Annotated in this window: 29 protein-coding genes and 3 tRNA genes; 7 read left to right on the top strand and 25 right to left on the bottom strand. The window is 49.7% G+C overall.

The window, feature by feature from the left end; translation table 11 throughout:
• Window positions 1-6 precede the first annotated feature (6 nt).
• The 11 genes from flgJ to FT643_RS11740 form a co-directional block, all read right to left on the bottom strand.
• Window positions 7-1,014: a flagellar assembly peptidoglycan hydrolase FlgJ gene (flgJ, locus tag FT643_RS11790; RefSeq protein ID WP_156871598.1), complete on the bottom strand. Its 1,008-nt coding sequence runs from the start codon at window positions 1,012-1,014 to the stop codon at window positions 7-9.
• Window positions 1,015-1,035: 21 nt separating this feature from the next.
• A complete protein-coding gene (locus FT643_RS11785; protein WP_198043502.1) occupies window positions 1,036-2,136 on the bottom strand; it encodes a flagellar basal body P-ring protein FlgI in 1,101 nt (366 codons plus the stop codon).
• A 10-nt stretch (window positions 2,137-2,146) separates the two neighbouring features.
• Complete coding sequence (flgH, locus tag FT643_RS11780; RefSeq protein WP_156871596.1) at window positions 2,147-2,842, bottom strand: flagellar basal body L-ring protein FlgH; 696 nt, start codon at window positions 2,840-2,842, stop codon at window positions 2,147-2,149.
• A gap of 57 nt (window positions 2,843-2,899) precedes the next feature.
• The gene (gene flgG, locus FT643_RS11775) at window positions 2,900-3,685 is read right to left on the bottom strand and encodes a flagellar basal-body rod protein FlgG (RefSeq protein WP_156871595.1); all 786 of its coding nucleotides are present in this window, start codon (window positions 3,683-3,685) and stop codon (window positions 2,900-2,902) included.
• 95 nt (window positions 3,686-3,780) lie between these two features.
• On the bottom strand, window positions 3,781-4,518 hold the full coding sequence (locus FT643_RS11770; protein WP_156871594.1) for a flagellar basal body rod protein FlgF: 738 nt from the start codon (window positions 4,516-4,518) through the stop codon (window positions 3,781-3,783).
• A gap of 130 nt (window positions 4,519-4,648) precedes the next feature.
• The gene (flgE, locus tag FT643_RS11765; RefSeq protein ID WP_156871593.1) at window positions 4,649-5,986 is read right to left on the bottom strand and encodes a flagellar hook protein FlgE; all 1,338 of its coding nucleotides are present in this window, start codon (window positions 5,984-5,986) and stop codon (window positions 4,649-4,651) included.
• A gap of 16 nt (window positions 5,987-6,002) precedes the next feature.
• Window positions 6,003-6,680, bottom strand: a complete 678-nt coding sequence (locus FT643_RS11760; protein WP_156871592.1) for a flagellar hook assembly protein FlgD — start codon at window positions 6,678-6,680, stop codon at window positions 6,003-6,005.
• Window positions 6,681-6,700: 20 nt separating this feature from the next.
• Entirely contained in the window at window positions 6,701-7,159 is a 459-nt protein-coding gene (gene flgC / locus FT643_RS11755; RefSeq protein WP_156871591.1) for a flagellar basal body rod protein FlgC, read from the bottom strand.
• A gap of 2 nt (window positions 7,160-7,161) precedes the next feature.
• On the bottom strand, window positions 7,162-7,566 hold the full coding sequence (gene flgB / locus FT643_RS11750; RefSeq protein WP_156871590.1) for a flagellar basal body rod protein FlgB: 405 nt from the start codon (window positions 7,564-7,566) through the stop codon (window positions 7,162-7,164).
• Between the two features lie 207 nt (window positions 7,567-7,773).
• Complete coding sequence (locus tag FT643_RS11745; protein ID WP_156871741.1) at window positions 7,774-8,616, bottom strand: CheR family methyltransferase; 843 nt, start codon at window positions 8,614-8,616, stop codon at window positions 7,774-7,776.
• Window positions 8,617-8,644: 28 nt separating this feature from the next.
• The gene (locus FT643_RS11740; protein ID WP_156871589.1) at window positions 8,645-9,586 is read right to left on the bottom strand and encodes a chemotaxis protein CheV; all 942 of its coding nucleotides are present in this window, start codon (window positions 9,584-9,586) and stop codon (window positions 8,645-8,647) included.
• Window positions 9,587-9,745: 159 nt separating this feature from the next.
• Here FT643_RS11740 and flgA point away from each other — a divergent pair, with 159 nt between their 5' ends.
• The 4 genes from flgA to FT643_RS11720 all read left to right on the top strand — a co-directional run bounded on the left by flgA (window position 9,746) and on the right by FT643_RS11720 (window position 12,476).
• Window positions 9,746-10,504: a flagellar basal body P-ring formation chaperone FlgA gene (flgA, locus tag FT643_RS11735; protein ID WP_198043501.1), complete on the top strand. Its 759-nt coding sequence runs from the start codon at window positions 9,746-9,748 to the stop codon at window positions 10,502-10,504.
• A gap of 117 nt (window positions 10,505-10,621) precedes the next feature.
• A complete protein-coding gene (flgM, locus tag FT643_RS11730; protein WP_156871587.1) occupies window positions 10,622-10,933 on the top strand; it encodes a flagellar biosynthesis anti-sigma factor FlgM in 312 nt (103 codons plus the stop codon).
• A 176-nt stretch (window positions 10,934-11,109) separates the two neighbouring features.
• Window positions 11,110-11,631, top strand: a complete 522-nt coding sequence (locus FT643_RS11725; protein ID WP_156871586.1) for a flagella synthesis protein FlgN — start codon at window positions 11,110-11,112, stop codon at window positions 11,629-11,631.
• Window positions 11,632-11,708: 77 nt separating this feature from the next.
• A complete protein-coding gene (locus tag FT643_RS11720) occupies window positions 11,709-12,476 on the top strand; it encodes a flagellar brake protein (RefSeq protein WP_156871585.1) in 768 nt (255 codons plus the stop codon).
• Here the strand turns inward: FT643_RS11720 and FT643_RS11715 are convergent.
• The 5 genes from FT643_RS11715 to FT643_RS11695 all read right to left on the bottom strand — a co-directional run bounded on the left by FT643_RS11715 (window position 12,469) and on the right by FT643_RS11695 (window position 17,248).
• Complete coding sequence (locus FT643_RS11715; RefSeq protein ID WP_156871584.1) at window positions 12,469-13,080, bottom strand: TIGR04282 family arsenosugar biosynthesis glycosyltransferase; 612 nt, start codon at window positions 13,078-13,080, stop codon at window positions 12,469-12,471. The genes FT643_RS11720 and FT643_RS11715 overlap by 8 nt on opposite strands.
• A complete protein-coding gene (locus tag FT643_RS11710) occupies window positions 13,077-13,775 on the bottom strand; it encodes a TIGR04283 family arsenosugar biosynthesis glycosyltransferase (protein WP_156871583.1) in 699 nt (232 codons plus the stop codon). Before FT643_RS11710 ends, FT643_RS11715 begins: the two co-directional genes overlap by 4 nt.
• Window positions 13,776-13,790: 15 nt before the next feature.
• Window positions 13,791-14,780, bottom strand: a complete 990-nt coding sequence (gene arsS / locus FT643_RS11705; RefSeq protein WP_156871582.1) for an arsenosugar biosynthesis radical SAM (seleno)protein ArsS — start codon at window positions 14,778-14,780, stop codon at window positions 13,791-13,793.
• Window positions 14,781-14,924: 144 nt separating this feature from the next.
• Window positions 14,925-16,052: an acyl-CoA dehydrogenase family protein gene (locus tag FT643_RS11700; protein ID WP_156871581.1), complete on the bottom strand. Its 1,128-nt coding sequence runs from the start codon at window positions 16,050-16,052 to the stop codon at window positions 14,925-14,927.
• Window positions 16,053-16,078: 26 nt separating this feature from the next.
• A complete protein-coding gene (locus FT643_RS11695) occupies window positions 16,079-17,248 on the bottom strand; it encodes an acyl-CoA dehydrogenase family protein (RefSeq protein ID WP_156871580.1) in 1,170 nt (389 codons plus the stop codon).
• A 235-nt stretch (window positions 17,249-17,483) separates the two neighbouring features.
• Between FT643_RS11695 and FT643_RS11690 the strand changes: the two genes are divergently transcribed.
• A tRNA-Arg gene (locus tag FT643_RS11690) sits at window positions 17,484-17,560 on the top strand.
• 2 nt (window positions 17,561-17,562) lie between these two features.
• On the opposite strand, the gene glpG is transcribed toward FT643_RS11690, so the two are convergent.
• Both glpG and bcp read right to left on the bottom strand, forming a co-directional pair.
• Window positions 17,563-18,423, bottom strand: a complete 861-nt coding sequence (gene glpG / locus FT643_RS11685) for a rhomboid family intramembrane serine protease GlpG (RefSeq protein ID WP_156871579.1) — start codon at window positions 18,421-18,423, stop codon at window positions 17,563-17,565.
• Window positions 18,423-18,893, bottom strand: coding sequence for a thioredoxin-dependent thiol peroxidase (gene bcp / locus FT643_RS11680; protein WP_156871578.1), 471 nt, complete (start codon window positions 18,891-18,893; stop codon window positions 18,423-18,425). The genes glpG and bcp overlap by 1 nt, the downstream gene beginning before the upstream one ends.
• A 99-nt stretch (window positions 18,894-18,992) precedes the next feature.
• Here bcp and hemH point away from each other — a divergent pair, with 99 nt between their 5' ends.
• Window positions 18,993-19,997, top strand: coding sequence for a ferrochelatase (hemH, locus tag FT643_RS11675; RefSeq protein WP_156871577.1), 1,005 nt, complete (start codon window positions 18,993-18,995; stop codon window positions 19,995-19,997).
• 199 nt (window positions 19,998-20,196) lie between these two features.
• Window positions 20,197-20,604, top strand: a complete 408-nt coding sequence (locus FT643_RS11670) for a hypothetical protein (protein ID WP_156871576.1) — start codon at window positions 20,197-20,199, stop codon at window positions 20,602-20,604.
• 118 nt (window positions 20,605-20,722) lie between these two features.
• Here FT643_RS11670 and FT643_RS11665 read toward each other — a convergent pair whose 3' ends face one another.
• The 7 genes from FT643_RS11665 to FT643_RS11635 form a co-directional block, all read right to left on the bottom strand.
• The gene (locus FT643_RS11665) at window positions 20,723-22,027 is read right to left on the bottom strand and encodes a sodium ion-translocating decarboxylase subunit beta (protein WP_156871575.1); all 1,305 of its coding nucleotides are present in this window, start codon (window positions 22,025-22,027) and stop codon (window positions 20,723-20,725) included.
• A 17-nt stretch (window positions 22,028-22,044) separates the two neighbouring features.
• On the bottom strand, window positions 22,045-23,835 hold the full coding sequence (gene oadA, locus FT643_RS11660) for a sodium-extruding oxaloacetate decarboxylase subunit alpha (protein WP_156871574.1): 1,791 nt from the start codon (window positions 23,833-23,835) through the stop codon (window positions 22,045-22,047).
• A 101-nt stretch (window positions 23,836-23,936) separates the two neighbouring features.
• On the bottom strand, window positions 23,937-24,185 hold the full coding sequence (locus tag FT643_RS11655; protein WP_156871573.1) for an OadG family protein: 249 nt from the start codon (window positions 24,183-24,185) through the stop codon (window positions 23,937-23,939).
• Window positions 24,186-24,616: 431 nt separating this feature from the next.
• Window positions 24,617-24,693 (bottom strand) — tRNA-Arg (locus tag FT643_RS11650).
• A gap of 109 nt (window positions 24,694-24,802) precedes the next feature.
• A tRNA-Ser gene (locus tag FT643_RS11645) sits at window positions 24,803-24,895 on the bottom strand.
• A 140-nt stretch (window positions 24,896-25,035) separates the two neighbouring features.
• Complete coding sequence (csrA, locus tag FT643_RS11640) at window positions 25,036-25,224, bottom strand: carbon storage regulator CsrA (RefSeq protein ID WP_156871572.1); 189 nt, start codon at window positions 25,222-25,224, stop codon at window positions 25,036-25,038.
• A 145-nt stretch (window positions 25,225-25,369) separates the two neighbouring features.
• A complete protein-coding gene (locus FT643_RS11635; RefSeq protein ID WP_156871571.1) occupies window positions 25,370-26,605 on the bottom strand; it encodes an aspartate kinase in 1,236 nt (411 codons plus the stop codon).
• Window positions 26,606-26,681: the final 76 nt, after the last annotated feature.

Raw genomic sequence — 26,681 nt, 5'->3', positions numbered from 1 at the left:
TGCTCATTATATTTGCTTACGCAAACGCTCGATTGTTGACTGAAAAACGTCACTATCCATGATGGTTGCAATTTTATTGCCATAATTTGGATCTGTTGCATATCCAGACTGCTGCAATTCAAAACCCCATTGTTTTGCATCGGTTTTTTTACTGACAACGTCTTCGTAGCGAGAATTATTTTTCAAAAAGGCGACATAATCTTCGAATGCTTGATCCAACGTACTATAGGAGCGGAAAGCGGCACGCTCTTTAGCGGCAATTCCATTCCGGTATTCCAGTGTATTTTTACTGGTTACTTCACCGGCCCAGCGCGAGTCCGCCTTGATTCCGAAAAAATTAAAGGAAGATTCACCCTGGCGATCCTGCATCACATGCTTCCCCCAGCCAGTTTCCAAAATGGCTTGCGCGACGATGGCTTCCGGTTCCACAGACAAAGAGCGACTGGCTTTCTCTGCGAACGGAAGTATCGCCTCGATAAATTGTTCTGGACTTTCCCAGGAAATTTTTGCCGACGATGATGAATTGCCCGAGTTTAATCCAGGCTGGGCGGTGGAAGTGTGGGCTGCCTGATGCACCATTGAATCGCTGTCCATTTGCGAGGCACTCTGGTCGTTTTTTTGACGAGACGGCACTCGCGCGTTCAGGTACCCGGAAATGTCGTAACTTCTTTCGACCACATTGTCTGCATCCAGGCCATTCTGACGTGATAGCTGTCGCACGATGATATCCGCCAAACCCAATCCACCCCGATTACTGATATCGTTGACCAGTTGTTTGTCGTACATGCTCTGGTAATACTGGGCATCTTTCGATTCAGTCATATTGCCTTCACCGAACGCCGCATTAGCGCTACGCATACTCTGCATCATCATGTCCAAAAAGACGCCTTCCATCTGCTTTGCGGTTTCCCGCAATGCCTGGGTTTTATCATCACGACTCATTTTTCTCAATTCGTTAAACTGTGAAAAATCGAGATAAAGTTCAGATTGATTGCCGGGGCCGTTGGTCATCATGACGGTATCCGCTCGCTGGGGTTAGATAACGATGAGTTCGGCCCGGAGTGCGCCAGCTTGTTTAAGCGCCTCAAGGATTGCCATCAGATCGCCAGGTGCCATACCGACGCGGTTTACCGCGGCGACGATGTCGTCCAGGGTGACGGCTTCGCCAACCTTGAACATATGGCTTTTTTCCTGTTCTATGGAAACATCGGATTGATTGGCAGCGACCGTCTGCCCGCCTCCGGCAAATGCATTGGCCTGGCTAACATCGACGCTCTCAGAGATGGTGACCGTCAGATTTCCGTGTGTGACTGCAGCCGGTGAGACTTTCACGTTGCTGCCGATCACGATGGTGCCGGTACGGGAATTGATAATGATTTTGGCTGACGGCTCTGCCGGCTTTATTTCCAGGTTCTCCAGAACCGATAAGTACGTTACCCGCTGTGAAGGGTCCCTAGGCGCTGTAACAACGATAGAGGTCGCATCCATTGAACGCGCCACACCGGGACCTAACAGACTGTTGATTTCATCACGCACCCGTTTTGCAGTGGTAAAGTCAGGCTGGCGCAAATTGATCGTTAGCGTATTGCCATTTTGAAATGGGTTGGGTGCTTCAACTTCTACGCTGGCACCATTGGGGATACGACCGACGCTGGGCACGTTAACTGTAATTTTAGAACCATCGGAACCCTGCGCGCCAAATCCACCCACCACCAGATCACCCTGGGCCAGCGCATACACCTTGCCGTCAGCACCGCGTAAAGGCGTCATCAACAGAGTGCCGCCACGCAAACTGCTCGCATTACCCAGCGAAGAAACCGTTATATCAATACGTTGACCCGGTTTCGCAAAGGGGGGTAACTCCGAATGGATTGCCACCGCTGCCACATTTTTTAAACGGGGTGTGACGTTGTCCGGCACACTAATACCAAATTGCTGCATCATGTTACGGAAAGTCTGAACGGTAAATGGAGTTTGGTTGGTTTTGTCACCGGTACCATCCAGACCGACAACCAGACCGTAGCCAATCAATTGATTGCTACGCACACCCTGCACGTCCGACAAATCTTTTAGCCGGTCGGCTCTGACAGGCGTCGTCAACAACAGAAATAAAGTTACCAATAGAACGTTCTTCATCGTATTCATCTTAGAAAGGCCACCAGGAGGTGTTGAAAAATCGCGATGCCCAACCCTGTACCTGTGCATCAGCCAAAGCGCCCGTTCCGCTGTAAGTAATTCTGGCATCTGCCAGACGGGTTGATTGCGCGGTATTTTCGGGTGAAATATCCGAAGGGCGTAACATGCCTTCTATACGGATAAACTCGTCGCCCTGCGATAGCGTCATCCATTTTTCACCTCGAACCACCAACACTCCGTTTGGCAGTACATCGGCAACTGTGACCGAAATCTCGCCCTGCAAACGGTTACTTTGATCAGACCCGGCATCGCCTGCAAACTGGCGACTGTTATCCGTCTGAACATTCATATTCAGATTGCTATTACCGGCTTTTAAATTTGGGTTTGTTCCCAGTATGGAACCGATATTCATATCGACCTGATCATCTTTATCTATGGCCGTATTGTTTTTCTTGGATGAGACAGTCCGTTCGTCCAGAAACAGCGTGATGATGTCACCAATGCGACGAGCACGCTGGTCTTCCCACAAACTAATACCGGCACCACTCGCATAAATGGAACCCGCGCCGCGTTCACTGACCGGATGGGTGATCGGCATTACGGGAGAATATCGGGCGTCCCCGGGTCGGGGCTGTGGGGCTGTTGAACAACCTCCCAACACCAATAGCCCGGCAACCACTCCAACTTTAATCTGCTCGAATTTCATGTAACCCATCCTGCCCTTTTTAAGAAAATATTGAGATGACTTTTTTAGCACTTGTCCTTAGAGCTGTTGCCCGATAAATTGCAGCATCTGATCGACCGTTGAAATGACCTTGGAATTCATTTCGTATGCTCGCTGGGTCTCGATCATATTCACCATTTCTTCTACAACATTAACGTTCGAACTTTCCAGCGCACCCTGAATAATCGGGCCTAACCCGTTTTGACCAGGCTCCCCCTGGTTCGGCGCTGAACTCGCTACGGTTTCACGAAACAGGTTCGAGCCCATCGCTTCCAGACCAGACGGGTTTATAAAATCAGCCAGCTGAATGCTGCCGATCTCACTGGAATCGCCGGTTTGTGCGTCCACCGCGGTAACCACGCCATCGGTTCCAATGGTCACGTTCTGGAAACTTTCAGGTACGGTGATCGCGGGCTCAAGGGGAAAACCGCCTGCGGTTACTACCTGTCCGGTGGAATCGATTTGGAAACGACCGTCGCGGGTGTAATTTACCGACCCGTCCGGCATTAAAATCTGAAAAAATCCGCGACCGTTGATCGCCATATCCAGACCTTGGTCCGTCACTTCCAGGTTGCCTTGAGTAAACTCCTTTTGAGTAGCCACCATGCGCACACCGGTACCTATCTGTAATCCGGAAGGCAATTCGGTGTTTTGCGAGGATTGACCACCGGGCTGACGATTAACCTGATACAACAAATCCTGGAAAACCGCGCGATCCCGCTTAAAGCCAGTGGTACTGACGTTTGCCAGATTATTGGAAATGGTTTTGATTTTGGTATCCTGCGCGCTTAAGCCGGATTTACTCACCCACAATGCTGAGTGCATAATTTACTCCACCTGTTTTAGTGGCAACTCGATTCCCCTTCTGGGAACAAAATTGCCGGTTTAATCCTGTGTCTGTTACTAATTTGACGTTAACCTTAACCCTGCATTAAGCGTGCCGATGCTTCATCATTTTCTTTGGCGGCCAACATCATTTTTACGTTCATTTCATACAATCGCGCATGGGAAATCACGGCCGTCATTTCATTAACCGGGTTCACGTTAGAGCCTTCCAGCATACCGTTGACCACCTGAACGTTCGGATCTGCTTCTGCAATTCCGCCTTCACGCAAACGGAATAAACCATCTTCACCTTTGACTAATTGTTTATTGCCCGGATTCACCAGTTTCAGTCGCGCAATTTCAGTCAGTGCTTGCGGGTCTTCTCCCAGCCCGCGAACAGACAAAGTGCCGTCAACCCCAACCGTAAGTTGTTCGTATTCGGGAAGCACAACCGGGCCCGCATCACCCAAAACCGGAAGCCCGGTGCCGGTGGTCACCAAACCACTCACATCGCGCATGAGATCACCTGCACGGGTGTAAGCTTCGCTGCCATCGGGCAATTGCACCGCAAGCCAGCCTTCACCTTTTATTGCCACATCCAGATCCCGACTGGTTTCCATAAATGTACCGGCGCTGGTATCGGTCCCCGGTCGCTCTCCCACGGCATAAGCTCGCGATGGGTAATGCTCACCGTAAACCGAAAGGCTGCGGTACTGATGAAAATCCGCTTTGAATCCGTTGGTGGAGACATTGGCCAAATTGTTTGCTCGTACACGCTGGGCATCCATCGCTTCTTTCGCGCCAGTCATCGAGATATATAAAAATTTATCCATTGCACCACCTGCAGAACTGTCAATTATTTAGCGTTATCATGCTCTAGTTACAAATATTGCAATTGGTTTGCCAAGTTCATAAAAAAACCCGCCGGAGCGGGTTTTTTTGCCTTACCTACTTTTGTAGAACTTATCGGATCTGAATAATGGTTTGTGTCACTGCGTTCGCCGTTTCAATGGATTTTGCGTTGGCCTGAAAATTACGTTGCGATGTTATTAACGTAACCAGCTCTTCCGTCAAATCCACGTTGGACGTTTCCAGGGCACCCGATTGAATTAATCCAAAACTGGAGGTACCGGCTTCGCCAGGAATCGGTTCACCCGAATGTGTTGAGGAACGCCAGGTGGTGTTTCCATCCTGCAACAAACCTTGCGGATTGGAAAATCGCGCCAGCGCTACCTTGCCCACTGCCGTGGTTTGACCGTTCGAATAAGACGCTTGAATGATACCCTGATCATCCACCGCTAGGCCGGTTAGTCGACCAATGGTAAATCCGTCTTGCGACAGCGTAGTTACAGAAAAAGGCGATGCAAACTGAGTCGGGGTATTGCTGGCAAAATCAAACATCACTTGTTGCGTTGTATCTGATCCGTTGGTCAAAAACGTGAACTGATCCGTATACATACCGCCAGCGGGATCCGTGCCCTGAAACACCCCTTGCGAATCAAATGCCATTACCCCATAAGCCGTACCACCGGCATTGGTTTCCGCGCTCGGTGCAGCACCAATACCGTCATAAATATCAATGGGGATTTTATTGCCGGCATCATCGCTCACTGTCATGAACACACCCCAGGTATTCTGCTCACCACTGGTACCCAGGTTGGGCTGCTTAACGAAATACGTAGTGGCAATATGCGAGTCGCCCAAGCTATCGTACACCGTTACAGAAGTGGATGAGGTGTACGTATCCGGATTGTCCGGATCAAAATTATCCACATCGAGATCCTCCGCATTGGCAGGCAAATTGAGGCCCACATCAACCGACGCAGTCGCTTGCGGTGCTCCGGCTGTATCCGGCAGTTGTAACGGGGTTGTACTGGACATCGCAGTGGCGGTAACTGAGCCGTCTTCATTGACAGGGAAAACCTGCAAATATTGATTAGAGGCATTCACAACAAAACCATCTTCATCGACGCCGAAATTACCCGCCCGAGTGTACACCCGCTCCTGACTGACTTGATCCGGAGACAGAACAAAGAAACCATCACCATTGATCGCCAAGTCCAAAGCCTGGGAAGTAAAATTCAGGTTACCCTGCTCAAACAGCTGCTGAACTTCCTGTAACAGAACGCCGTTGCCTACTGCCGTGTCGCTGTTGCCGAACGCGGAGTTTGCGTAAATGTCACCAAATGCGGTGCGTGAACCTTTGAATCCGGTCGTGTCCACGTTAGCGATATTGTTACTGGTCACATCAAGCTGTGCCTGTGCCGCATTCAATCCGCTCAGTGCTATATTAAAACCCATGACTTTCTCCTGCTTTTTAACGTAATTCTGTTATTTCGTTAGAGTCAATCTGACCTAAACCGGTCAGGTTGAGCATCATTCCACCTTGATTGTCCACAATGCTCACACTGCCTACCTGACAATACATACTGGTAGACAACGCTGCATTTTCTCCGGCAATGGTGCCTTCAATGGACACTGAATAAATACCTTCCGGCAACGGATTGCCGATGTTGTCCTTACCGTCCCAGCTGAACGGTGTTTCGTAACTGCCTACATTGCCTATATCAATTGTTGACACCACCTGACCGTTAGCATCTTTAACCGTCGCCATAACGTCACCGGCCGCCTGCCCACCGTGAATCGTCCCGCTAATTTCACTACCGGCTTCCAGATAACCGATATTGCTTGGAACCAAAACATCCCTACCCACCAATGCCGTGGCTTGCAACGCCTGACTGGAGCGGTACATATCGCCAATACTCTCAACGGATTTACCTAAATTCTGAATCCCTTCCAGCGAACTGAATTGAGCAAGCTGGGCAACAAAGTCAGTCTGGTCGGTTGGCTTGAGTGGATCCTGATTCTTAATCTGGGCCAGCAGCAAGCTCATAAACATGTCTTTATCTGCTGCGGATTCTGTTTGTTCAGTGCTTTTATTTCTGATCGACAGATCGTCCAGAACACTACTGCTTTCAACGCTATTAATTGCCATCGTCGTGTAATCCTATTTCCTTAGCGGCCCAGGCTCAGAACTTGTTGCATCATTTGTTTGGCCGAGCTCATCACATCGACATTGGTTTGAAACGATCTTGAGGCACTGATCATATTTGCCATCTCCTCAACTACGTTCACATTGGGATAAGCCACGTAGCCTTCATCGTCAGCCATCGGATGATTCGGTTCATAACGCAACTGAAGGGGCGCATCACTTTCAACAATGCCGTCAACCGATACTCCGCCTCCACTGTTCATTCCACTTCCGGAAAAATCAAAGCCGCCGGCAGCACCCAACTGGCCGTTCATTGCCGCTTGCATCTGGGCGCGAAAAATAGGCTCTCGGGCACGATAGGTCTCTTCGGTATTACTGCTTACACTGTCGGAATTGGCGATGTTTGAGCTAATGGTGTTTAAGCGCACGCTCTGTGCACTCATGCCACTACCGGCAATATTAAATACGTTCATTAAGGACATAATCAGTCACCTCTAATGGCGGTTAGCAGGGATTTCACTTTACCGTTCATAAATTCAAACGCCGTCTGGAACTCAATGGTGTTCTGCACGAACTGAGTTTTTTCCACTTGTGCATCCACTGTATTGCCATCGATTGAAGGTTGAGTCGGGGTGCGGAATTTTAAACCGGTCATGGTGTTGCCCTGCGGCGTAGTCAGCTGGTGACCTGAGTGAGTCCCGTTGATACCAACGCTGTCACTGGTTTCCCCCAGACGCGACTTCAGCATCTCCTGAAAGTCGATGTCACGGGCTTTGTATCCGGGGGTATCCGCATTCGCAATATTGTTGGCTAACACGTTGGCCCGCATGGAACGCAGTTCCAACGCTTGCTGTGCGACGCCAAAATGTTTATCTATGCTGATTGCCATCTACTGTTCTCACCTATTTCTGACTACCGGCCAATAAACCGGCGTTGTTAACTCGACAGACAGTACAAAGCAACCGCCGTGCCAACCAACGCTTAGGTAATATTTTCAATGAGTTAAGGTTTCAGGTGTGCCAAAAAACCAACGCCTGCGGCAATCGGTTTCCGAAAGCGGCAATGGAACAACCGCCAGCAGTATCGGAAATTGCCGCTATTTTTTGATGTAGACCACACCGGGCGTGTAGTAATGGATGTCGAACAGATCGTTGAGCCCCTTGGGTGCTTCAGACCCGCCCAGGAACAAATAGCCGCCGGGGTTTAACACCCGGTGAATATTACCGATGATTTGGCGTTGCAGATCGCTGGAGAAATAAATCAATACGTTGCGGCAGAAAACAACATCAAACCGCCCTACGTTTAAAACACTATCTTTTAGATTGATGGGCCGGAAATCAATGCGACGCTTGATATCCGGTTTGATGGTCCAGGCACCTTCGATTTCCTTGCCAAAATGCTGATCGAGCCGTTCCTGAGACATACCACGCTTTAACGCCAACGATTCGTATACTCCGGCTTTCGCCTGATCCAATACCTTGGCAGAAATGTCGGTCGCCAGAATACGCACAGGCTTGTTCACAAGACTGAAGTTCTTTTTACGCAACTCTTCAACGCAAATCGAGATGGAATACGGTTCCTGTCCGGTGGAACAGGCTGCACACCAGATGGCTATTTCCCCTGGCTTTTTCGCCAGCTCAGGCAGTATGTGTTCCTGTAAATAAATGAAAGGGTGTCGATCCCGGAACCAAAGGGTTTCGTTGGTGGTCATTGCGTCAATTACCTGTTGACGAAGACCAGACGCGGAGAACCGGTCGATCTTCCTCACCAGTTCCGACAAAGAATTTATTCCGTTTTCTTTTAGTAGTTTACGTAAGCGGCTATCAATCAGGTAGTTTTTATTGTCACCCAGCACTATGCCGCACGCACGCTCAAGAAACTCACGAAACAACGCATAGTCGCTACTACCGAAATCAGACTGGTCTTTTCCGGAATACATCATGGCTTAGTTGCGGGGCCGGAAAATGTTACCGGCCTTCCAACGTTCGATCGACTTGTTGCTGTACCAGGTTGGCGAGGCTGTCGGGTTTGAACTTCGCTAAAAAATTATCCGCTCCCACCCGCTTTACCATTGCCTCGTTAAATATTCCGCTTAATGACGTGTGCAAAAGAATATGCAGATCTTGCATCCTGGGATCTTCCTTAATCGATGCGGTAAGGGTATATCCGTCCATTTCAGGCATTTCGATATCTGAAATCAACATAATATAGTGATCAGAGATCGACTCGCCTTGATCCAACAAATCACGCAAATGGTTTAATGCTTGTCGCCCATCTGCGACCAAGTGAGTTCGCACACCCACTTTCTCTACGCATCGTTTGATTTGTTTCCGCGCCACACTGGAGTCATCTGCAATTAATACCGCCAACTCTTTGGATGCGGCCTGAATCACCGATTCTTCCTTCAATATCTGATCAGAAATGGTTTCCTCGAGCGGGGAAACCTCAGACAAAATCTTTTCCACGTCAATAATTTCTACGATACGGTTATCGACTTCGGTAACCGCAGTAAGATAATTACCTTTGCCTGCTCCCTTGGGTGGCGGGTGTATATTTCCCCAATTCAGGTTTACGATACGTTCCACCGCTTTCACCAAAAAACCCTGCACTGCCATATTGTATTCCGAGATAATCACGAAGCAGTTTTCAATATCATCCAACGGCGCATTACCCATCGCCAGGTTCATATCCATCACAGAAATGGTGCCGCCTCGAATATGCGCAATCCCTCTGACCACTGGGTTACGTTGCGGAATGGCCGTCAGCTTCGGACACTGCAATACTTCACGGACTTTAAAAACGTTGATGCCATAAATTTGATCATCGGCCAAACGAAACAACAACAGCTCTAACCGGTTCTGTCCTACCAGTTTGGTTCGCTGATCAACAGAATCAAGAACACCGGCCATACTCAAACTCCAATTCGCTTCTACTTAAACCGCATCAATATTCCGGCACGGTGTTTGCTTGCTACTACCTTAACGCGGTGGTTCGTCAAGAAACCGGCGACCTGAATTGATCCACTCACCACTTCATTCAGAATAGGTCAAATAAATTAAATGAACAGCATGGCCCCACAAATTTTAGCGTACAAAGCGGGACGGTACCTGGCTGTTCTGGCAACGTGGCTATTGAGTAGTTTAGGCGCTACCACGGGTTTTACACAGTCACCAACCGATGAGCAGCCCGTCACTCCGGCGACACTGCACACCCAGGTCGACCAATCAATTCAGCATTATGCGAAGGAAATACAGGGGGATACCTATGAAAGCTACGATATCAGCATCCAACCGGTTGATCCCCGCCTACGCCTGAGTCGCTGTAATGCGCCTCTGGATATCCAACACCGTCCACGCAACCGCAACTACGGCCGTCTCACTATGCGCGTGGAATGTAATGGCGATGAGCCCTGGGCGATCCATGTGCCTGTTACTATTCAAGCATTTGCCAAGGTGGTGATTGCCAGCGGCCCTATCGCCAAGGGCACCCATTTAAGCGCGGGCGACATCAGTATCGAAACACGGGACGTTAGTCTGCTGTATGGCGGCTATTTTAGCGCAGCAGAACAGGTCAACGGCTTTGTTGCCAAGCGTCCCATCTCCGCAGGGCAAGTACTCAATTCTTCTTTAATGGACCCGGTTAAGATGATCAACCGGGGCGAGAAAGTGGTGATCATTGCCGAAGGCCCAGGGCTGAATATCCGCACCACCGGCGTTTCGATGGAAGACGGCGCCTACGGCGAGCTCATACGCGTCAAAAACGCCAACACAGAGAAAGTGGTCGAAGGCCGCATTAGCGGGCCCGGACGCATTAAAGTCAGCCTTTAAGCTGCCGATAAGATTATTGGCAGCGATTAAAAATTCGTGTATTAATTTGGCTAAAGTTCTAGCTGTTGCGGTCGATACATAAAGTAAGACAGCAATAAAAACAGAAGGCACAGTAACATGGCTATGGATATCAATGGGTTAAATAGCAGTCAGGCCAATTCCTCTAAGGCCCGCAACGCACAAAAAGTCGTTTCGTCCCCTGTTTCCCAGCCTGACGAATCGAATAATCCGGCAAAACCTTCAGGTGAAACCGTCCGTATCAGTGCCGAAGGCCAGACGCTTAACCGAATTAGTAAAGACATCGACTTGGAAACCCCGGTGAACCAATCCAGAGTTGAAGCATTACGCGCTGCGATTGCCGATGGCAGCTATAAAGTGGATGCTCAAGCAACGGCTGCAAAGATGCTGGAAAGCGATTCGTTATTTTAATAGTGAGTCGCCCTGCTCTCTACTCTGCTCCCATCTAAACTCTCCCTTGGTGGATCCCGATAAACCGGCTGACCCAAACCGCCCAATTCATTCCCCCTTCCGACTCCCCTTTTCTACCTTTGGCACAACCATTGCTTATTCTCTAATATTGTCAAAGAACAGTCACAGGAGTCACTATGTCCAGACAGGCAACCTCAACACCGGCCGCGAAGGTCTCACCCCAGGCGGCACAACAACTTCTTAAAGTTATTGAGCATGACTGCCAGCTGGCCCAGCAACTCAAAACCGTTCTACAGGAGGAAAAAACACTCCTGGAAAGACGGCAATACAATGCCCACAGTGAACTGGTAAAGCAAAAGACCCGCTCTTTGATTCAGCTGGAAGAAGCGGATCAACAGCGCCGCCAGATCATGTCCGAAATGGGCTTTAGCGCGGACAAAGCCGGCTTTGATCTGTTCTTAAAACAGGTTCCGGCCAGCTGGCAGCAACGTTTCAGCCAGAATTGGGATACGCTGTCTGACACCATGAACACCTGCGGCCGGCTTAACAAAGTCAATGGCAAAATTCTGGCGCATGCCCAGAATTCCATGGAAAGATTGATGACCATTATCAAGGGCACCGTGAATCAGGTCGCCATTTACCAGGCAAACGGGCGTAAGTCCCTGAATGCCGAACACCGCATGCTGGTAACTGCTTGATATTTCAGCCAGAGGAAAGCTGTCGAAGAACTGCTAGACTTGCAATAAGGAGTTTTACGAAAGGTAGTTGAGCCACCATGATTAACGGTCTCATTGATCGGCTATTTGGCCAGGAACATCAGGAAAAGAAAGGGTCGTCCAAAAACATAAAGCACGGCCGCAACAGTATCAGTGATTTGCTGGAACTGTATTTACGGGAAAACCATTTTCTTACCGCTGTGGTAATGGACACAGGTAAGCGGCGCTTAGCCAAGTTAAATAGCGGCATAGTGGATGTCGATCCCGATGCCCACCGCTTTGCCTGTGATGCGTTTCTACCAAAAGAAGCCAATGCTCTAATGATGCCCGGGGTTAAAGTGCGATTTTCGCTAACCCATCAGGGCATTCGTCATCAGTTCGAAGCCTTATATAACGACAAAGACCCTAGCCGCAGCGAAGACCTGCATTGGTTTAGTTTTCCGAAAGGGATAGAGCAAGTTCAATTGCGGGACGCTTTCCGGGTTAAACTCAGCCAGATATCATCCATCAAAGTCACACTCACTCATGATAGCAACCCCACCTTGAGCGGTGGACTGGTGGATCTGTCCGCCAGCGGTATGCGGGTAAAAATACAGGGGTTTTTAGACCCCAAACCCGAACGCGGCGAGATCTACAGTGCCTGCCACCTGGTACTGAGTGACGGTACGCCTATTGTCTGTGGTGGCAAGCTGATGCACTGGCAAGTGGAACAAGAACGCAAAGTGACCTACCTTGGAGTTCAATTCACTGAACTGGACGGTAACACCCAACGCACGCTGAACCGGTTTTTGACGGATATGCAGAGAAAAAGCCGACAGCTCAGTTAATTGTATCCTCTAATTGTTGCAGTAAATCAGGCGCGTGCTTCCGCAAGTCGTCCAGGGTATCAATATCCCATTGCTCCGGCAAAAGGTGAAATCCGATGCCGTTCGCTAACATGATATCCAACGTCGCCCCCATTACGTCCGCCGTACCCCAGGGCACCTTCTGGAATAATACAGGCCAAGTCTGCGTGGCGCCTACCAACACGTAGCCGCCGTCTTCTGCCGGCCCCAACACCACGTCGGTTTCCTGCAACGCGCTTAACGCCTGATTAAGATAGTCCGGTGTCAATGAGTAGGCATCCCCACCAATTATCAATACCCGATCAAAACGAGACAACCCATGACGTAAAGAAAAAGACATGCGGGTACCCAGCTCACGTCCTTGCTGTATCCAGACCGGTGCTGCGAAAACATCAAAATAGGCATTCGGCTCCGTGGTCCAGATTTCCACTTCGTCGGCCTGGGATGTCTGGGCAACCTGTATAATATGATCACACAATAATTTATGCAGATTTAACGCGGCGGTCTCACCCAGCGTTTTCGCAATGCGGGTTTTAACCCTTCCGGCTAATGGCGCCTTTGCGAATACCTGAATCAGCGTACTCATAATGAATTCCCGTAATACCAACGCCAAAGGCGCTGAGGAGAAACCCCCAGCCAATAGGCCAGCCGCATAAACCACATTAGTAAAATCGTGTAGACCACGCCGTCCTGCTGCCAGCGCCGGCTGGAAGTCACAACCGGGTCAGCGATGCAGAAGGGCCTGCTTAACTGTTTAAGACGCTTGCTGATATCAATGTCTTCCATCAGTGGAATCTCATCAAATCCGCTGATTTCCCTGAACGTATCCAGCTTCATAAAAATCGCCTGATCTCCTGTGGCTATCGCGCTGATCCGGGAGCGAAGATTCATTAGGTTGGCAACCACACGCAGTCGATAGCCCGCGGAATCCAGACGCACATTAAATCGGCCCCAGACGAGGGGACCCGCCATGAAGTGCTCCATATGCGTATTGAACTGCATGGGTAAACGGGTATCCGCGTGCAAAAACAGAACCAGTTCACCCTTAGCACGACTGGCACCCATGTTCATTTGAAATGCCCTTCCCGCAGGAGCCGAGAGCAATTCCACCGGATACCGCTTAGTAATGCCGACGGTAGCATCCCGACTGCCACCGTCCACCACTATGACGTGCCAACGCCCCCCGGTTTTGGTCAGAACGTCCAGCAACAGGTGGTCCATTTGTTGGGCTTCGTTCAGCACCGGAATCACAACCGTCCCAAGCAGACAATCTGATGTCATCTCAGTAACCTGCTACTAACCTAACGCGCCGCCACAACTACTGCCCTGCCCTGCCGTACAACCAAAACAATGGTCAGCAACCGCAATCGGGTTGCCGTTGTAATCGGTTTCCAACAGATCGCTGAGCCGGGCAGTTCGAATTCCCCCCTGCATCATGCGCGGCATTTGCGTCCGCATTGGCAGCTCCAACATCTGATTAAAATCACAATCGTACAGATTACCCTGCCAGTCCACGCTGACCGTGCTCTTACACATTAATCCGTCCAGGTTTTCCGCTTTATAGTTATCATGCAGCAACTGCATGTAGTCTTCGTACCACCCCTTCGATAACAACATGCTACCGAAACGACTGATCGGCATATTCGCCAATGTCAGCAAGTGATTAAATTCAATGCCGAATTCATTCAGCAAATGCTGTTTGTAATCCTGTTCCAGTCGCTGTTGCGGAGGAGGCAAAAAGGCACCACCCGGGTTATACACTAAATCCAAAATAAGGCCGGTATCCGCCTTGCCATAACCGAGCTGGTTTAACACACGTAAGCCTTCAATCGAATCATGAAATACCCCCTTGCCCCGCTGCGCATCAACATTGCTTTCACTGTAGCAAGGTAACGAGGCCACCACACGCACCCGTTGCTGCGCCAGAAAACAGGCCATGTCTTCGTATCCCGGCTCCATTAAAATGGTCAGGTTACAACGGTCGATAACCTCCGTGCCCAGCACGACTGCCTGCTCCACCAGATATCTGAAATGGGGATGCATTTCCGGCGCTCCTCCGGTCAGGTCCAGAGTCTGAAAAGATCGCTTCTTTAATACCTCCAGTACCTGCTGAATGCCATCCCAGGACATTTCTTCGGTCCGCTTGGGACCGGCATTGACGTGGCAATGGGTACAACTCAGATTGCAACGATAACCCAGATTAACCTGGAGAATGCTGAGCTCTTTGCGCTGAATATCCGGAAACTGATGACCAGAGCGGAACAACAGGGGTTTGGTATCTAACATGGGGGTATCCTTTGGAACTGCATATCGACATCTTATGCCCTCGGGCCTGGGTATTAAAGTCCAGCGCGAAAAAACCCCGTAGAAAACGGATCTCTACGGGGTTTTAATTTTACACGGCTAGACTGGCGGCGGGCTCAATAAAACTTACAAAGCCATAAAGCGTCGTAAATGATAATCGCCATTACCAAACAGGGTATTGATCATATTGATGCGTTTCAGGTACATACCGACGTTCATTTCGTCGGTCATGCCCATGCCACCGAATATCTGCACCGCTTCATGCGCTACCTTCTGGCCTTTTACCGCCACCGCATATTTCAATGCAGACACATTTTTCTGGTACTCTTTGGCCCCGGATTCATGGCTTAACACGGCTCTGAGCAACAACGAACGACACTCCTGCTGCAAAGTAAACATATCCACCATGCGATGCTGCAAGGCTTGAAAAATAGCGATGGGAACACCAAACTGCTTGCGCTCTTTGGTGTATTCCACCGTCTCTTTATACAGTTTTTCCATTATACCAACGGCCTCTGCACCCAATGCCAGACAGGCATCATCGGAGATCGTTTGCAGCAACTCATAAGCCTGATCTTTAACGCCCAACAGGGCCGACGCCTGCACCTCCACGTTATCCAAAACCACCTCTGCAGCACGCTGCCCATCTAACGTGCGATAGGACTTAACCACAACGCCTTTCGCATCCGCCGGCACCAGGAAAACAGAAATACCCTGCTCATCCCGCTGTTCACCAGAGGTTCTTGCCACAACCAGAAAAGTGTCCGCCGACCCGCCATGAATCACCATAGACTTGGCCCCATTCAATGTAAACTTACCATTGGTTTCGCTGGCGGTGGTTTTGACATCGTACAGATCAAAGCGAGCCTGAGGCTCAACGAAGGCTAGAGAAAAGATCTGGCTTCCATCAATTATCGCTGGTAATAAATCGGCCTTCTGCTGTTCGCTTCCCGCTGCCGCAATTGCCGCACCACTCAGAATGACCGAGGGCACAAATGGTTCTACTACTAAACCTTTGCCAAATTCTTCCATCACTATCATGATTTCAACAGGGCCACCGCCGATGCCGCCATCATCTTCACTAAATGGCACACACAACCAGCCTAATTCGGCAAAGGTGTTCCAGGTTGCTTCGTTGAAGCCTTTCTCCATCGCCACGTGTTTCTGACGGGTTTCATAGCTGTAATCGTTGCTAATAAATTTCGCGATGCTATCTTTCAGCAGGTTCTGCTCTTCGCTGTAATTAAAATTCATAGATCCATTCTCCTTAATTCCCGCTGCTAAAGCCCCAGCACCATTTTCGCAATGATATTTTTCTGTACTTCGTTGGAGCCCCCATAAATGGTGGCAGCACGGCCATACAGATATTTGGTTGCAATGTCTGCGGCATAGGCATTGCCGATCGGATCCCCGTCGTTTATTGCGTTGGCGTAATAACCACAAAGCTCGACAGAGAGTTCGGCCACCGCTTGTTGTATTTCAGTACCACGAATTTTGAGGATGGAAGATTCAGGACCCGGGGCACCACCATCAGCCACGCTGGCGATAGTACGCAATTCCGTATATTCCAGAGCCATCAGGTCGATTTCGATTTGTGCCAACTTGGACGCAAACAAACTATCTTCGATCAAAGGCCGTCCGCCGGACATTTCCTGCGAGGCAATCGTCTTTATGCGCTCTAGGGCTTTCTTTGACTGAGGAACACCAGCGATTGCCGTGCGTTCGTGGGTCAACAGGTATTTTGCGTACGTCCAGCCTTTGTTTTCTTCACCAATCCGATTGGCGACCGGAACCCGAACGTTGTCAAAAAACACTTCGTTTAAGGAATGCTGGTTATCAATGGTATCGATTTTTCGTACTTCGATTCCGGGTGTATTCATATCGATTAATAGAAACGAAATCCCTTCCTGCTTTTTGGCATCCGGATCAGTGCGCACCAGACAAAAAATCCAATCGGAATACTGGGCGTAGGTAGTCCAGATTTTTTGACCCGTTACCAGATAATCATCGCCATCACGAACCGCCTTGGTTTGCAACGCGGCCAGATCTGATCCGGCGCCGGGTTCAGAGTAACCCTGGCACCACCATGTATTACTTTGCAATATATCCGGTAAAAAACGTTTCTTCTGTTCGTCGTTGCCAAAGGTATAGATAACCGGACCCACCATTTTCAACCCGAATGGCACAATGGCTGGAGCCCCGGCTTCTGCACATTCATTTTCAAAGATGAATTTTTGGGTAATATTCCAACCGGTACCGCCGTATTCCTGCGGCCAACCCGGCGCAATCCAACCCTGCTCATATAGGGTTTTCTGCCATTCGATCATGCAGTCTTTATCGATATGGCCGCCTACTATGGCCTTTTTAATGCGATCGGAAACTTTAGTTTTCAGAAAATTCCGCACTTCATCTCGAAACGCAAGATCTTCCGGGGTCAATTGAATATCCATTATTTTCTACCTTTCCTCAGTTGCACCTTTTCACGTATGACATCAAATCATTCCTGAACCGGTATCATCGTCGCTTTTATAGCGGCCTAAAAGTGTATTCGCCTAAGTTGGCAGAGTCACTGGCCTAAATTGCCAGAATAGCGGGAACCCCAACGCCAGCCGTTAACGCTATTTGCCGCCAACGACTGGATTCTTTGGGATGATCTCGCTAGAATCCGCAGAATTTAGCCGATACCCGCCCTTAGCTCAGCTGGATAGAGCGTCCCCCTCCTAAGGGGAAGGCCTCAGGTTCGAATCCTGAAGGGCGGACCATTTCACACAAGACCCGCATGATCCGGACGATCCATCCACGCCAACAGCCATCCCAACGCACAGCCGCCCAGCAGACCTGCAAGATGAGCCTGGTTGGCTGTCGGTATAAAGTTGGTAAAACCCAGCGCCAGTGCAACCAGCATAAAGGCCATCATGCCATTCGGTATGCGAAACGGAGGCGCGGGATGGAGTCGCTGGTATACCCAGAGGTAGCCGATCACCGCATACACCACGCCGGATAAGCCACCAAACAGGTTACCGCTCCAGAAAAACTGCACACCATTGGACAACAACGCGGTGGCTGCAAAAATCAGAAACAACCGCGAACCGGACTGGCCTTTTTCCACCATGCCCCCGAAGATCCACCAGGCACCCATATTAAACAGAAAGTGAAAAATGCCGAAGTGCAGAAAAGCGGGGGTTACCCAGCGCCATATCTGCTGCAGATCGAACATTTCAGGCGCGCTGGCAAAAAACATAAAGGGCGCACGAGCTGCGTCATTCATACCTTGGCCGGTATACAAATAGACCAGGGTACAGATCGCCAGAATCGTTAATGTGAAGGGACCGGTATTTTTAAAAGCCGCAATAATGGAGAAGCCTTTATATAATCCGGTCAATTGCGGATTGACGGGGTTTGATTCAGAAAGCTGCCAGGATGCAAGCCGATAACGGGCATGCGTCGGCTCACGGCCGAATCGCTCCAACTCCTTCCTAGCCTGTTCTAACTGCATCTCATCCTGCAAAAAGAGCTTTATTTCCGTGCCATCGATTTGCAATTTACAGGACACGCCAATGGACTGCATGTAATCCACAAACGCCTGAGCGTCTCTTAGTCTGCGAAAATTGGCTAAATACCACATTAAAGCGTTTTTAATACCTCAATCACATCATCATGGTGGGTTTTGGTTTTGACCTTATCCATAATATGTTTGAGCCTGCCGTCCTTACCGATAATAAAGGTAGTGCGGATAATACCCATGAATTCTTTACCCATGAATTTCTTTAGTCCCCACACGCCGTATTTTTCCGCAATGGTTTTATCTTCATCGGACAACAAATCAAAATTCAACGCTTTCTTCTCAATAAAGCTCTGCAACTTCTTAACCGGATCCGGGCTGACTCCGAATACCACCGCATCCAGCTTTGCCAATTCCTTTTTGACATCCCGTAATCCACACGCTTGCGTGGTACAACCGGGCGTTAACGCCCGAGGATAAAAATAGAAAACCACATTCTTCTTACCCTTAAAATCCTTCAGACTGATTTTTTCACCCGCTTGGTTCGGTAAAGTCCAGGCCGGGGCCATATTCCCCACCTTTGGCAACGCCATAGTATTTCTCCAACTCATTCATAGTTATAAATCATCGAGCAAGGCTCGCTTTGCAGCATAATTTACTTACAATAACCGCATTAATAAAGGAGATCACACTTGTCTAACGAGAACACTGCACCTTTTGGAGTACTGCTGGTGAATCTGGGCACACCGGATAAAGCCGACGCGCCGAGTGTCCGGCGGTATTTACGTGAATTTTTATCGGATCCCAGGGTAATCCACGCACCCCGCCTGATCTGGTGGTGTGCATTGAATCTGGTGATTCTGCTGATCCGTCCACCCAAGGTAGCAAAGTTATATCAGACCGTCTGGACCAATCGCGGTTCCCCCTTGCTCGCCATCAGCCAGCAACAACAACAAGACCTGCAAAGCAGCTTACAGCAATTGACCGGGCAGAACATCCCGGTGGAGCTGGCGATGACCTATGGCAATCCGGGTATTGATAAGGGCATTGCGAACCTGATGAAATCCGGCATCCAACGATTGATTGTTTTACCGATGTATCCGCAATATTCCGGCACCACCACAGCCGCAGTGTTCGATGCTATTGCCCGTAATTTCCGCGCCTATCCCAATCTGCCGGAAATGATCTTTATACGTGATTACTGGCAGCATCCTGATTACCAACAATGTCTCGCAAACAGTATCGATGAATACTGGCAGAGCCACGGCAAGCCGGACCGCCTGTTGCTTTCCTTTCACGGCATCCCCCAAAGCTATGAAGATCAGGGCGACCCCTATCCGCAGTACAGCCGAGACACCGCTCGAGGGGTGGCCGAACGGCTGGGTCTGCTAAAAGATCAGTGGACAGAAAGCTTTCAATCCCGCTTTGGCCGGGAAGAATGGGTCAAGCCCTATACGGACGTCATTCTGCAAGAATGGGGAGAACAGGATGATATTAAGCGGGTTGACGTTGTGTGCCCGGCTTTCTCGGCTGATTGCCTGGAAACACTGGAAGAAATTGCAGAGCAAAACAAGGAAATATTTTTGCACGCCGGAGGCAAGGAATATCACTACATCCCGTGCCTGAACAACCGTCCCGATCACATCGCATTTTTAAGTCAATTGGTTTTACAGCGTGCACAAGCATGGAAATCGTAACCACTTCAATCTGTTAACACGACCATAAAATTGTGCTTTCAGGGCCATTAGTACAGTAAAACCGACGCGACCAAACAAAATTAGCATTGTTTACTTGGTCGCCTATTCACTATTTTTAAAAGTGTGGTAGCTTAGGCCGTTGGTAAGCATTGGAAGCCTAAAGGATGCGAAGGCCTCAATAGTCCCACTGGAGGGTGCCATGATCGATTATGAACTGACTGATCTGTTGATTGAACTGGAAGAGATTCAACAAGATCGATTTTTAAATAAGGCTCGCGGGCAACAAGTCGTTGATCTACTTGCTTTTTACGATATTCCTCAATCACTCTATATTCTCAGACAAGAACCCCAAAACGGACGCGATCCCCATCAATGTCGCCGTAAGATTGCGCTCTTTAATTTTGCTCTGGTAAAACCGGATTTTAAGCCTCAGTTGATCGAGTGTTTGTTTATGATCGGTCATTCACCGGAGTTTATTGCGGAAGCCCTGGGTGACGATATCCGTGCGGTAGCTGAATCGCTGCGTTCCGTTGTAGATGAGAACCGGGCAAAAAAAGCCGCAGATCTACGCAACAATCCGCAACGTTTCCGCTTGGTAAAATCCTGACGCGTTACCGATTAACGGACTCAGCAGACGAAAAAAGCCGACATCCAGGTCGGCTTTTTTGATCCCCTTAACGCTTGCCGGTTTACCCAACTTACCCCACTTACCCCACTTACCCCACTTACCCAACATAGTTCAGTAAAATACCCGCAGCCACTGCCGAACCGATGACACCCGCCACATTCGGTCCCATTGCATGCATCAGCAGAAAGTTTTGCGGGTTGGCTTCCAGCCCAACTTTGTTTGATACCCGGGCCGCCATCGGCACAGCGGAGACACCGGCAGACCCAATCAGAGGGTTGATCGGTTGTTTGGAAAAGCGATTCATCAGCTTTGCCATCAGCACACCACACCCGGTACCGATACAGAATGCGGCCATACCCAAAATTAGTATGCCCAGTGTTTCAGCGACCAGAAATGAAGACGCACTTAATTTGGAGCCTACCGCCAAGCCCAAGCCAATGGTTACGATATTAATCAGCGCGTTCTGCGCCGTATCGCTTAACCGGTCCACCACACCGGATTCGCGCATCAGGTTGCCGAAGCAGAACATTCCCAGTAACGGTGCCGCATCCGGCAATAACAACGCAACTAAAACCAGAATCAAAATGGGAAATATGATTTTTTCTGCCTGGGGAACAATCCGCAGCTGCTCCATTTTAATTTTGCGCTCGGCTTCCGTCGTTAACGCTTTCATTATGGGCGGCTGGATCAACGGTACCAACGCCATATAAGAATACGCCGCTACTGCAATGGCACCCAACAAGTCCGGTGCCAATTTACTGGTAACGTAAATCGCGGTAGGCCCGTCTGCGCCGCCGATAATGCCGATAGAAGCGGCATCCGCCAGGGAAAAGTTAACCCCTATATCCAAGGTAGTGAGCGCCAATGCCCCCATTAACGCGGCAAAAATACCGAACTGGGCCGCGGCGCCGAGCAACAAGGTTCGCGGATTTGCCAACAGCGGCCCAAAATCCGTCATTGCGCCGACCCCCATAAAAATCAACAACGGAAACAGACCGGTGGTCAAACCCACGGTGTAAATCAGATACAAAATGCCGTCGGCATGGCCCCCGCCCTTCGCCAAAAAGGTTACCTCATCCTGCAATGCAGGTGATGCAGCGTAATAAGCAGATTTAACCTGAACGGCTGTGGCATCCCCATTCAGACTGAGCAGGGATTTGATCGCTGAAATTAAATCAGCATCGCCATAATATAAGGCATGACCCACCGCCGATTCCGCTAACCCTGCTACGGGGATATTCGCCAGAATTCCGCCCACTCCAATCGGCACCAGCAAGAGTGGTTCAAAGCCTTTTTTGATCGCGAGCCACAATAACAACAGGCCCACCAGAATCATCACCCCCTGCCCAAGATCAAGGTGATATATTCCAGTGCTATGCCAAAGCTTGGTCAATTTATCCATGGGAACCGCTCCAAAAATTAAGCAATGGTCAACAAAATATCACCCACTTTTACAGCATCCCCTTCCTTAACGGATATCGCTGCAACCGCGCCTGATCGAGCAGCCCTGATTTCTGTTTCCATTTTCATAGCCTCAAGAAGCACGATCACATCACCCTCCTGCACAGACTGACCAACATTCACTTTGACTTTGAATATATTTCCGGCCAGGGGGGACAACACCGGCTCACCTTTGCCGGCGGGTGCAGCAACAGGTTCCACTGCCTGAGTGGATGGAACGGACGGCTCAACTGAACTGATATCCCCCCCATCAGCCACCTGTACGACGTAAGATTGCCCATTGACGGTTACGGTATAAACGCCACTGTCGCTACGGGTGCTGGCAGCAGGCGCAACCGGGGTTTGTTCCGCCCCATCGGGGACCGGCTCGAATGCATCAGGGTTACCGCGATTTTGTAAAAATTTAAGGCCAATTTGAGGAAACAAAGCGTATGTTAGAACATCATCCACAGAATCCACCGCCAGGGTGATTTTATGCTGTTCGACCAGCGAATATAACTCACTGGTTAGCTTATCCAGCTCCGGCTGCAACAAATCAGCGGGGCGACAGGTAATGGCCGCTTTACCTTCCAACACACGGGCTTGTAAATCTGCATTAAAGGGAGCAGGTGCAGAACCGTATTCACCTTTCAGAACTCCGGCAGTTTCCTTTGAAATACTTTTATAACGCTCACCGGTCAGCACATTCAGCACCGCCTGAGTGCCGACTATTTGCGACGTCGGTGTCACCAACGGAATAAACCCCAGGTCTTTGCGTACCTGGGGAATTTCTTCCAGCACCGCATCCAGTTTATCACCGGCTCCCTGCTCTTTAAGCTGACCTTCCATATTGGTGAGCATGCCGCCTGGGACCTGTGCCACGAGAATACGCGAGTCCACACCACGTAGCGCACCTTCGAACTTGGCGTACTTTTTTCTTACCTCACGGAAATAGGCTGCAATTTCCTCCAGCAGGTAAATATCCAATCCGGTATCCCGTGCGCTGCCCTGCAGTATTGCCACCACGGCTTCCGTGGGCGAATGGCCATAGGTCATGCTCATAGAGGATATAGCCGTGTCCACATTATCGATACCGGCCTCTGCACACTTAAGTGCCGTGGCAGTGGACATACCTGTGGTCGCATGGCATTGCATATGAATCGGAATTTTAACCGTTTGCTTGAGTCGGGTGACCAGTTCGTAGCCCACATAAGGTTTCAGCAAGCCCGCCATGTCTTTAATACAGATTGAATCGGCACCCATATCTTCAATCTTCTTCGCCATATCGAGCCACATTTCAGTGGTGTGGACCGGACTCACCGTATAGGAAATTGTCCCTTGCGCATGCTTGCCATGCTCTAATACGGCTTTGATTGCTGTCTCCAGGTTTCGTGTGTCGTTCATTGCGTCGAAGACACGGAAAACGTCCACACCATTCACCGCAGCCCGCTCAACAAACTTTTTCACCACATCGTCCGCGTAGTGGCGATAGCCCAGCAAATTTTGTCCTCTCAGCAACATTTGCTGCGGCGTTTTCGGCATGGCTTTTTTCAGCAGGCGAATGCGCTCCCAGGGGTCCTCCCCCAAGTAACGAATACAAGCATCGAAAGTCGCTCCGCCCCAGGACTCGATCGACCAAAAGCCAACCTGATCCAGCTTATCTGCGATCGGAAGCATATCTTCAACACGCAACCGCGTGGCAAACAAAGACTGGTGCGCATCACGCAACACGACGTCGGTAATACCTAGCGGTTTGTTAATCTCGGTCATAAGAATCGGCCTTTTGGTAGTTCGCTTCTGTTCGGTTTTTAAAATCGGGAAAAAATAGACGAAAAAACAGCTTGGATTTATCGGGCCTGGGAAAGGCCACCCTATTTATGACGTGAGCGATGTTGATGAATTGCAGCTGTTATCACTGCCATCAAAGTGCTGTTATCAGTGCCGGTAGCGCGGGCGGGTGTTGGCGTTTCAGTGACCACAGGGTGATTTGGCTGGGGAAGAAACCGGGCCACCAGAGCGGACATAACACTGGTGGTGAAGACCAGCAACATCAGAAAAACGAAGACCGCTCCCATTCCAACCACCATGAGGTTGACCCCTTCCCATAGTAAGTTGCTCATATTGTCTCTCCAAATCACATGGATTGAGTTAATTGGATGTATGTTTGTCGCAATAGCAGTTCTGATTAGCAACGTATAATGCAATATTTGCACCGCAAACAACAGCGAACCACAGTGCGGGGGAAGGTAAAAAACGAAGCCAATAGGCCAGACCCGATTATAGCCAGATTCGAACCCACTATTTATCAATGTATTGGTTGGGATATTTGCAGCTCGCCCGATCAAATTCGGCAGCCAAATTGGTAATTCACTGCGCCGTAGCCAAAACGTGCTCTAAAATGCGTACCTACTCCCGCACTTGGCCCAAGGCCGCTTGCTTGACGCAGGGCACAAAATTCAAATTCAGGGGGTATTGGTGTCTATTAATCTGGCGAAAATGCCTAGTGCGAACATAAAAAAAGGCCTGCATTTCTGCAAGCCTTCATTTTATATGGCGCGCCCGGCACGATTCGAACGTGCGACCGCCTGGTTCGTAGCCAGGTACTCTATCCAGCTGAGCTACGGGCGCGTGGGTGGTGCATTTTACGTAACCAGGTATCTATGTCAATTGCTAATCAATCATTACCTGATTTGTTTTACTCTTAGTCAAGCCGTGTGACTTGTGCTAAGCCGTTTTATGGCGGAGAAGGAGGGATTCGAACCCTCGATACGGGTATAAGCCGTATACTCCCTTAGCAGGGGAGCGCCTTCAGCCTCTCGGCCACCTCTCCTAAAAACGTGCGCTGGATATTACTAGCCTTACGCCAAAATTTCTAGCCCAAATTGCTGATTTTGAAAGATAATACCCGACCGGCTCGGGAGATAAAAAAAAGCGATGCTAAACACCGCCTTTTACTACCGCTACAGGGGATTACGAGTCTGGTTGATCAGAACTTTTTTCCCGCTGGATGCGCTGGTAGATTTCTTCCCGATGAACTGCTACTTCTTTAGGTGCATTTACGCCAATTCGCACTTGATTACCTTTAACACCCAGTACAGTTACGGTGACTTCATCACCTATCATCAACGTCTCACCGACTCTTCGAGTCAAAATTAACATATCCTTCTCCTGTGCATACTGCTCCAACGAGCTCTTGGATATTATTTCCGGGTAAATGCCCTGCCCTAAATTCCAAAACCACCGTAATTATTGACCAGCTTCACGATTTTGGTAGGGATAAAGCCTATTTTATTTCGTATTCACGTTATTTTGACTCAAATGGTTCCTTTTCCAGCTCAAACCCGGAATGCAAAGCCCGCACGGCCAATTCCAGATACTTTTCCTCGATCACGACGGAGATCTTGATTTCCGAAGTGGAGATCATCTGGATATTTATGACTTCGTTAGCGAGAATTTCAAACATCTTGGCGGCTACCCCCGCGTGAGAACGCATGCCGACCCCCACCATGGAGACTTTTGCAACTGACGCATCCGATTGTACTTCTCGGGCACCAAGCTCAGCAGCGACGTTCTTCAGCACTTCCGTCGCTTTTTCCATTTCGTTTTTGTGCACAGTAAAGGTGAAATCCGTGGTGTTGTCCGCTCCCACGTTTTGCACAATCATGTCCACTTCAATATTCGCATGGCCTACAGGGCCTAATATTTTATAGGCCGCACCCGGAATATCCGGCACACCGCGTACGGTAATCTTGGCCTCGTCACGGTTGAAGGCAATTCCTGAGATCACGGGCTGTTCCATGGGTTCCTCTTCATCGACTGTAATTAATGTTCCGGGGCCGTCTTCAAAGCTGGACAGGACCCGCAGCGGTACATTGTATTTGCCCGCAAATTCCACTGAACGGATCTGCAATACTTTTGAACCCTGGCTTGCCATTTCCAGCATTTCTTCAAAAGTAATACGATCCAGCCGGCGCGCACTGCCGACCACCCGGGGGTCGGTTGTGTAAACGCCGTCTACGTCCGTATAAATCTGGCATTCATCGGCCTTGAGCGCCGCTGCCAACGCCACCGCAGACGTGTCAGAACCACCACGACCCAGCGTCGTAATATTGCCTTCGCCATCGACACCCTGAAACCCGGCCACTACAACAATGCGGCCTTTGGAGAGGTCGGTGCCGATACGCTCAGCGTCAATCCCCTGAATACGAGCCTTTCCGAATGAGTCGTCGGTGAGAATCCTGACCTGGGCACCGGTATAGGAGCGGGCCTCATAGCCATCACTCTGCAATGCCATACTCAGCAAGGCGATGGTTACCTGCTCTCCGGTGGTTACTAGAACGTCCAATTCCCGCGCAGAAGGCTTAGCACAGATGTCATGGGCAAGCGCTAACAAACGGTTGGTTTCCCCACTCATAGCAGATAGCACGACCACCACGTCGTGGCCTTCATCACGTGTCCGCTCGACCCGCTTGGCCACACTTTTTATACGATCAATGGTACCGACTGAGGTTCCACCGTATTTCTGAACAATTAACGCCATTGAAACATTTCTTCAGTAGATTTTAACGATTCGCTATCGCACGGGACTGTTACAGGATCGCAACAATAGCGGTTCT

The sequence above is a fragment of the Ketobacter sp. MCCC 1A13808 genome (assembly GCF_009746715.1).
Classification (GTDB): domain Bacteria; phylum Pseudomonadota; class Gammaproteobacteria; order Pseudomonadales; family Ketobacteraceae; genus Ketobacter.
The sequence above is the reverse complement of the archived record's forward strand: the minus strand, read 5'-3'. Positions and strand labels throughout refer to the sequence as shown.

Coding starts and splice junctions, on each gene's coding strand:
- flgJ (WP_156871598.1), bottom strand. CDS start 1,014: ATGATGACCAACGGCCCCGGCAATCAATCTGAACTTTATCTCGATTTT.
- FT643_RS11785 (WP_198043502.1), bottom strand. CDS start 2,136: ATGAAGAACGTTCTATTGGTAACTTTATTTCTGTTGTTGACGACGCCT.
- flgH (WP_156871596.1), bottom strand. CDS start 2,842: ATGAAATTCGAGCAGATTAAAGTTGGAGTGGTTGCCGGGCTATTGGTG.
- flgG (WP_156871595.1), bottom strand. CDS start 3,685: ATGCACTCAGCATTGTGGGTGAGTAAATCCGGCTTAAGCGCGCAGGAT.
- FT643_RS11770 (WP_156871594.1), bottom strand. CDS start 4,518: ATGGATAAATTTTTATATATCTCGATGACTGGCGCGAAAGAAGCGATG.
- flgE (WP_156871593.1), bottom strand. CDS start 5,986: ATGGGTTTTAATATAGCACTGAGCGGATTGAATGCGGCACAGGCACAG.
- FT643_RS11760 (WP_156871592.1), bottom strand. CDS start 6,680: ATGGCAATTAATAGCGTTGAAAGCAGTAGTGTTCTGGACGATCTGTCG.
- flgC (WP_156871591.1), bottom strand. CDS start 7,159: ATGTCCTTAATGAACGTATTTAATATTGCCGGTAGTGGCATGAGTGCA.
- flgB (WP_156871590.1), bottom strand. CDS start 7,566: ATGGCAATCAGCATAGATAAACATTTTGGCGTCGCACAGCAAGCGTTG.
- FT643_RS11745 (WP_156871741.1), bottom strand. CDS start 8,616: ATGTATTCCGGAAAAGACCAGTCTGATTTCGGTAGTAGCGACTATGCG.
- FT643_RS11740 (WP_156871589.1), bottom strand. CDS start 9,586: ATGGCCGGTGTTCTTGATTCTGTTGATCAGCGAACCAAACTGGTAGGA.
- flgA (WP_198043501.1), top strand. CDS start 9,746: ATGGCCCCACAAATTTTAGCGTACAAAGCGGGACGGTACCTGGCTGTT.
- flgM (WP_156871587.1), top strand. CDS start 10,622: ATGGCTATGGATATCAATGGGTTAAATAGCAGTCAGGCCAATTCCTCT.
- FT643_RS11725 (WP_156871586.1), top strand. CDS start 11,110: ATGTCCAGACAGGCAACCTCAACACCGGCCGCGAAGGTCTCACCCCAG.
- FT643_RS11720 (WP_156871585.1), top strand. CDS start 11,709: ATGATTAACGGTCTCATTGATCGGCTATTTGGCCAGGAACATCAGGAA.
- FT643_RS11715 (WP_156871584.1), bottom strand. CDS start 13,080: ATGAGTACGCTGATTCAGGTATTCGCAAAGGCGCCATTAGCCGGAAGG.
- FT643_RS11710 (WP_156871583.1), bottom strand. CDS start 13,775: ATGACATCAGATTGTCTGCTTGGGACGGTTGTGATTCCGGTGCTGAAC.
- arsS (WP_156871582.1), bottom strand. CDS start 14,780: ATGTTAGATACCAAACCCCTGTTGTTCCGCTCTGGTCATCAGTTTCCG.
- FT643_RS11700 (WP_156871581.1), bottom strand. CDS start 16,052: ATGAATTTTAATTACAGCGAAGAGCAGAACCTGCTGAAAGATAGCATC.
- FT643_RS11695 (WP_156871580.1), bottom strand. CDS start 17,248: ATGGATATTCAATTGACCCCGGAAGATCTTGCGTTTCGAGATGAAGTG.
- glpG (WP_156871579.1), bottom strand. CDS start 18,423: ATGTGGTATTTAGCCAATTTTCGCAGACTAAGAGACGCTCAGGCGTTT.
- bcp (WP_156871578.1), bottom strand. CDS start 18,893: ATGGCGTTGCCAAAGGTGGGGAATATGGCCCCGGCCTGGACTTTACCG.
- FT643_RS11670 (WP_156871576.1), top strand. CDS start 20,197: ATGATCGATTATGAACTGACTGATCTGTTGATTGAACTGGAAGAGATT.
- FT643_RS11665 (WP_156871575.1), bottom strand. CDS start 22,027: ATGGATAAATTGACCAAGCTTTGGCATAGCACTGGAATATATCACCTT.
- oadA (WP_156871574.1), bottom strand. CDS start 23,835: ATGACCGAGATTAACAAACCGCTAGGTATTACCGACGTCGTGTTGCGT.
- FT643_RS11655 (WP_156871573.1), bottom strand. CDS start 24,185: ATGAGCAACTTACTATGGGAAGGGGTCAACCTCATGGTGGTTGGAATG.
- csrA (WP_156871572.1), bottom strand. CDS start 25,224: ATGTTAATTTTGACTCGAAGAGTCGGTGAGACGTTGATGATAGGTGAT.
- FT643_RS11635 (WP_156871571.1), bottom strand. CDS start 26,605: ATGGCGTTAATTGTTCAGAAATACGGTGGAACCTCAGTCGGTACCATT.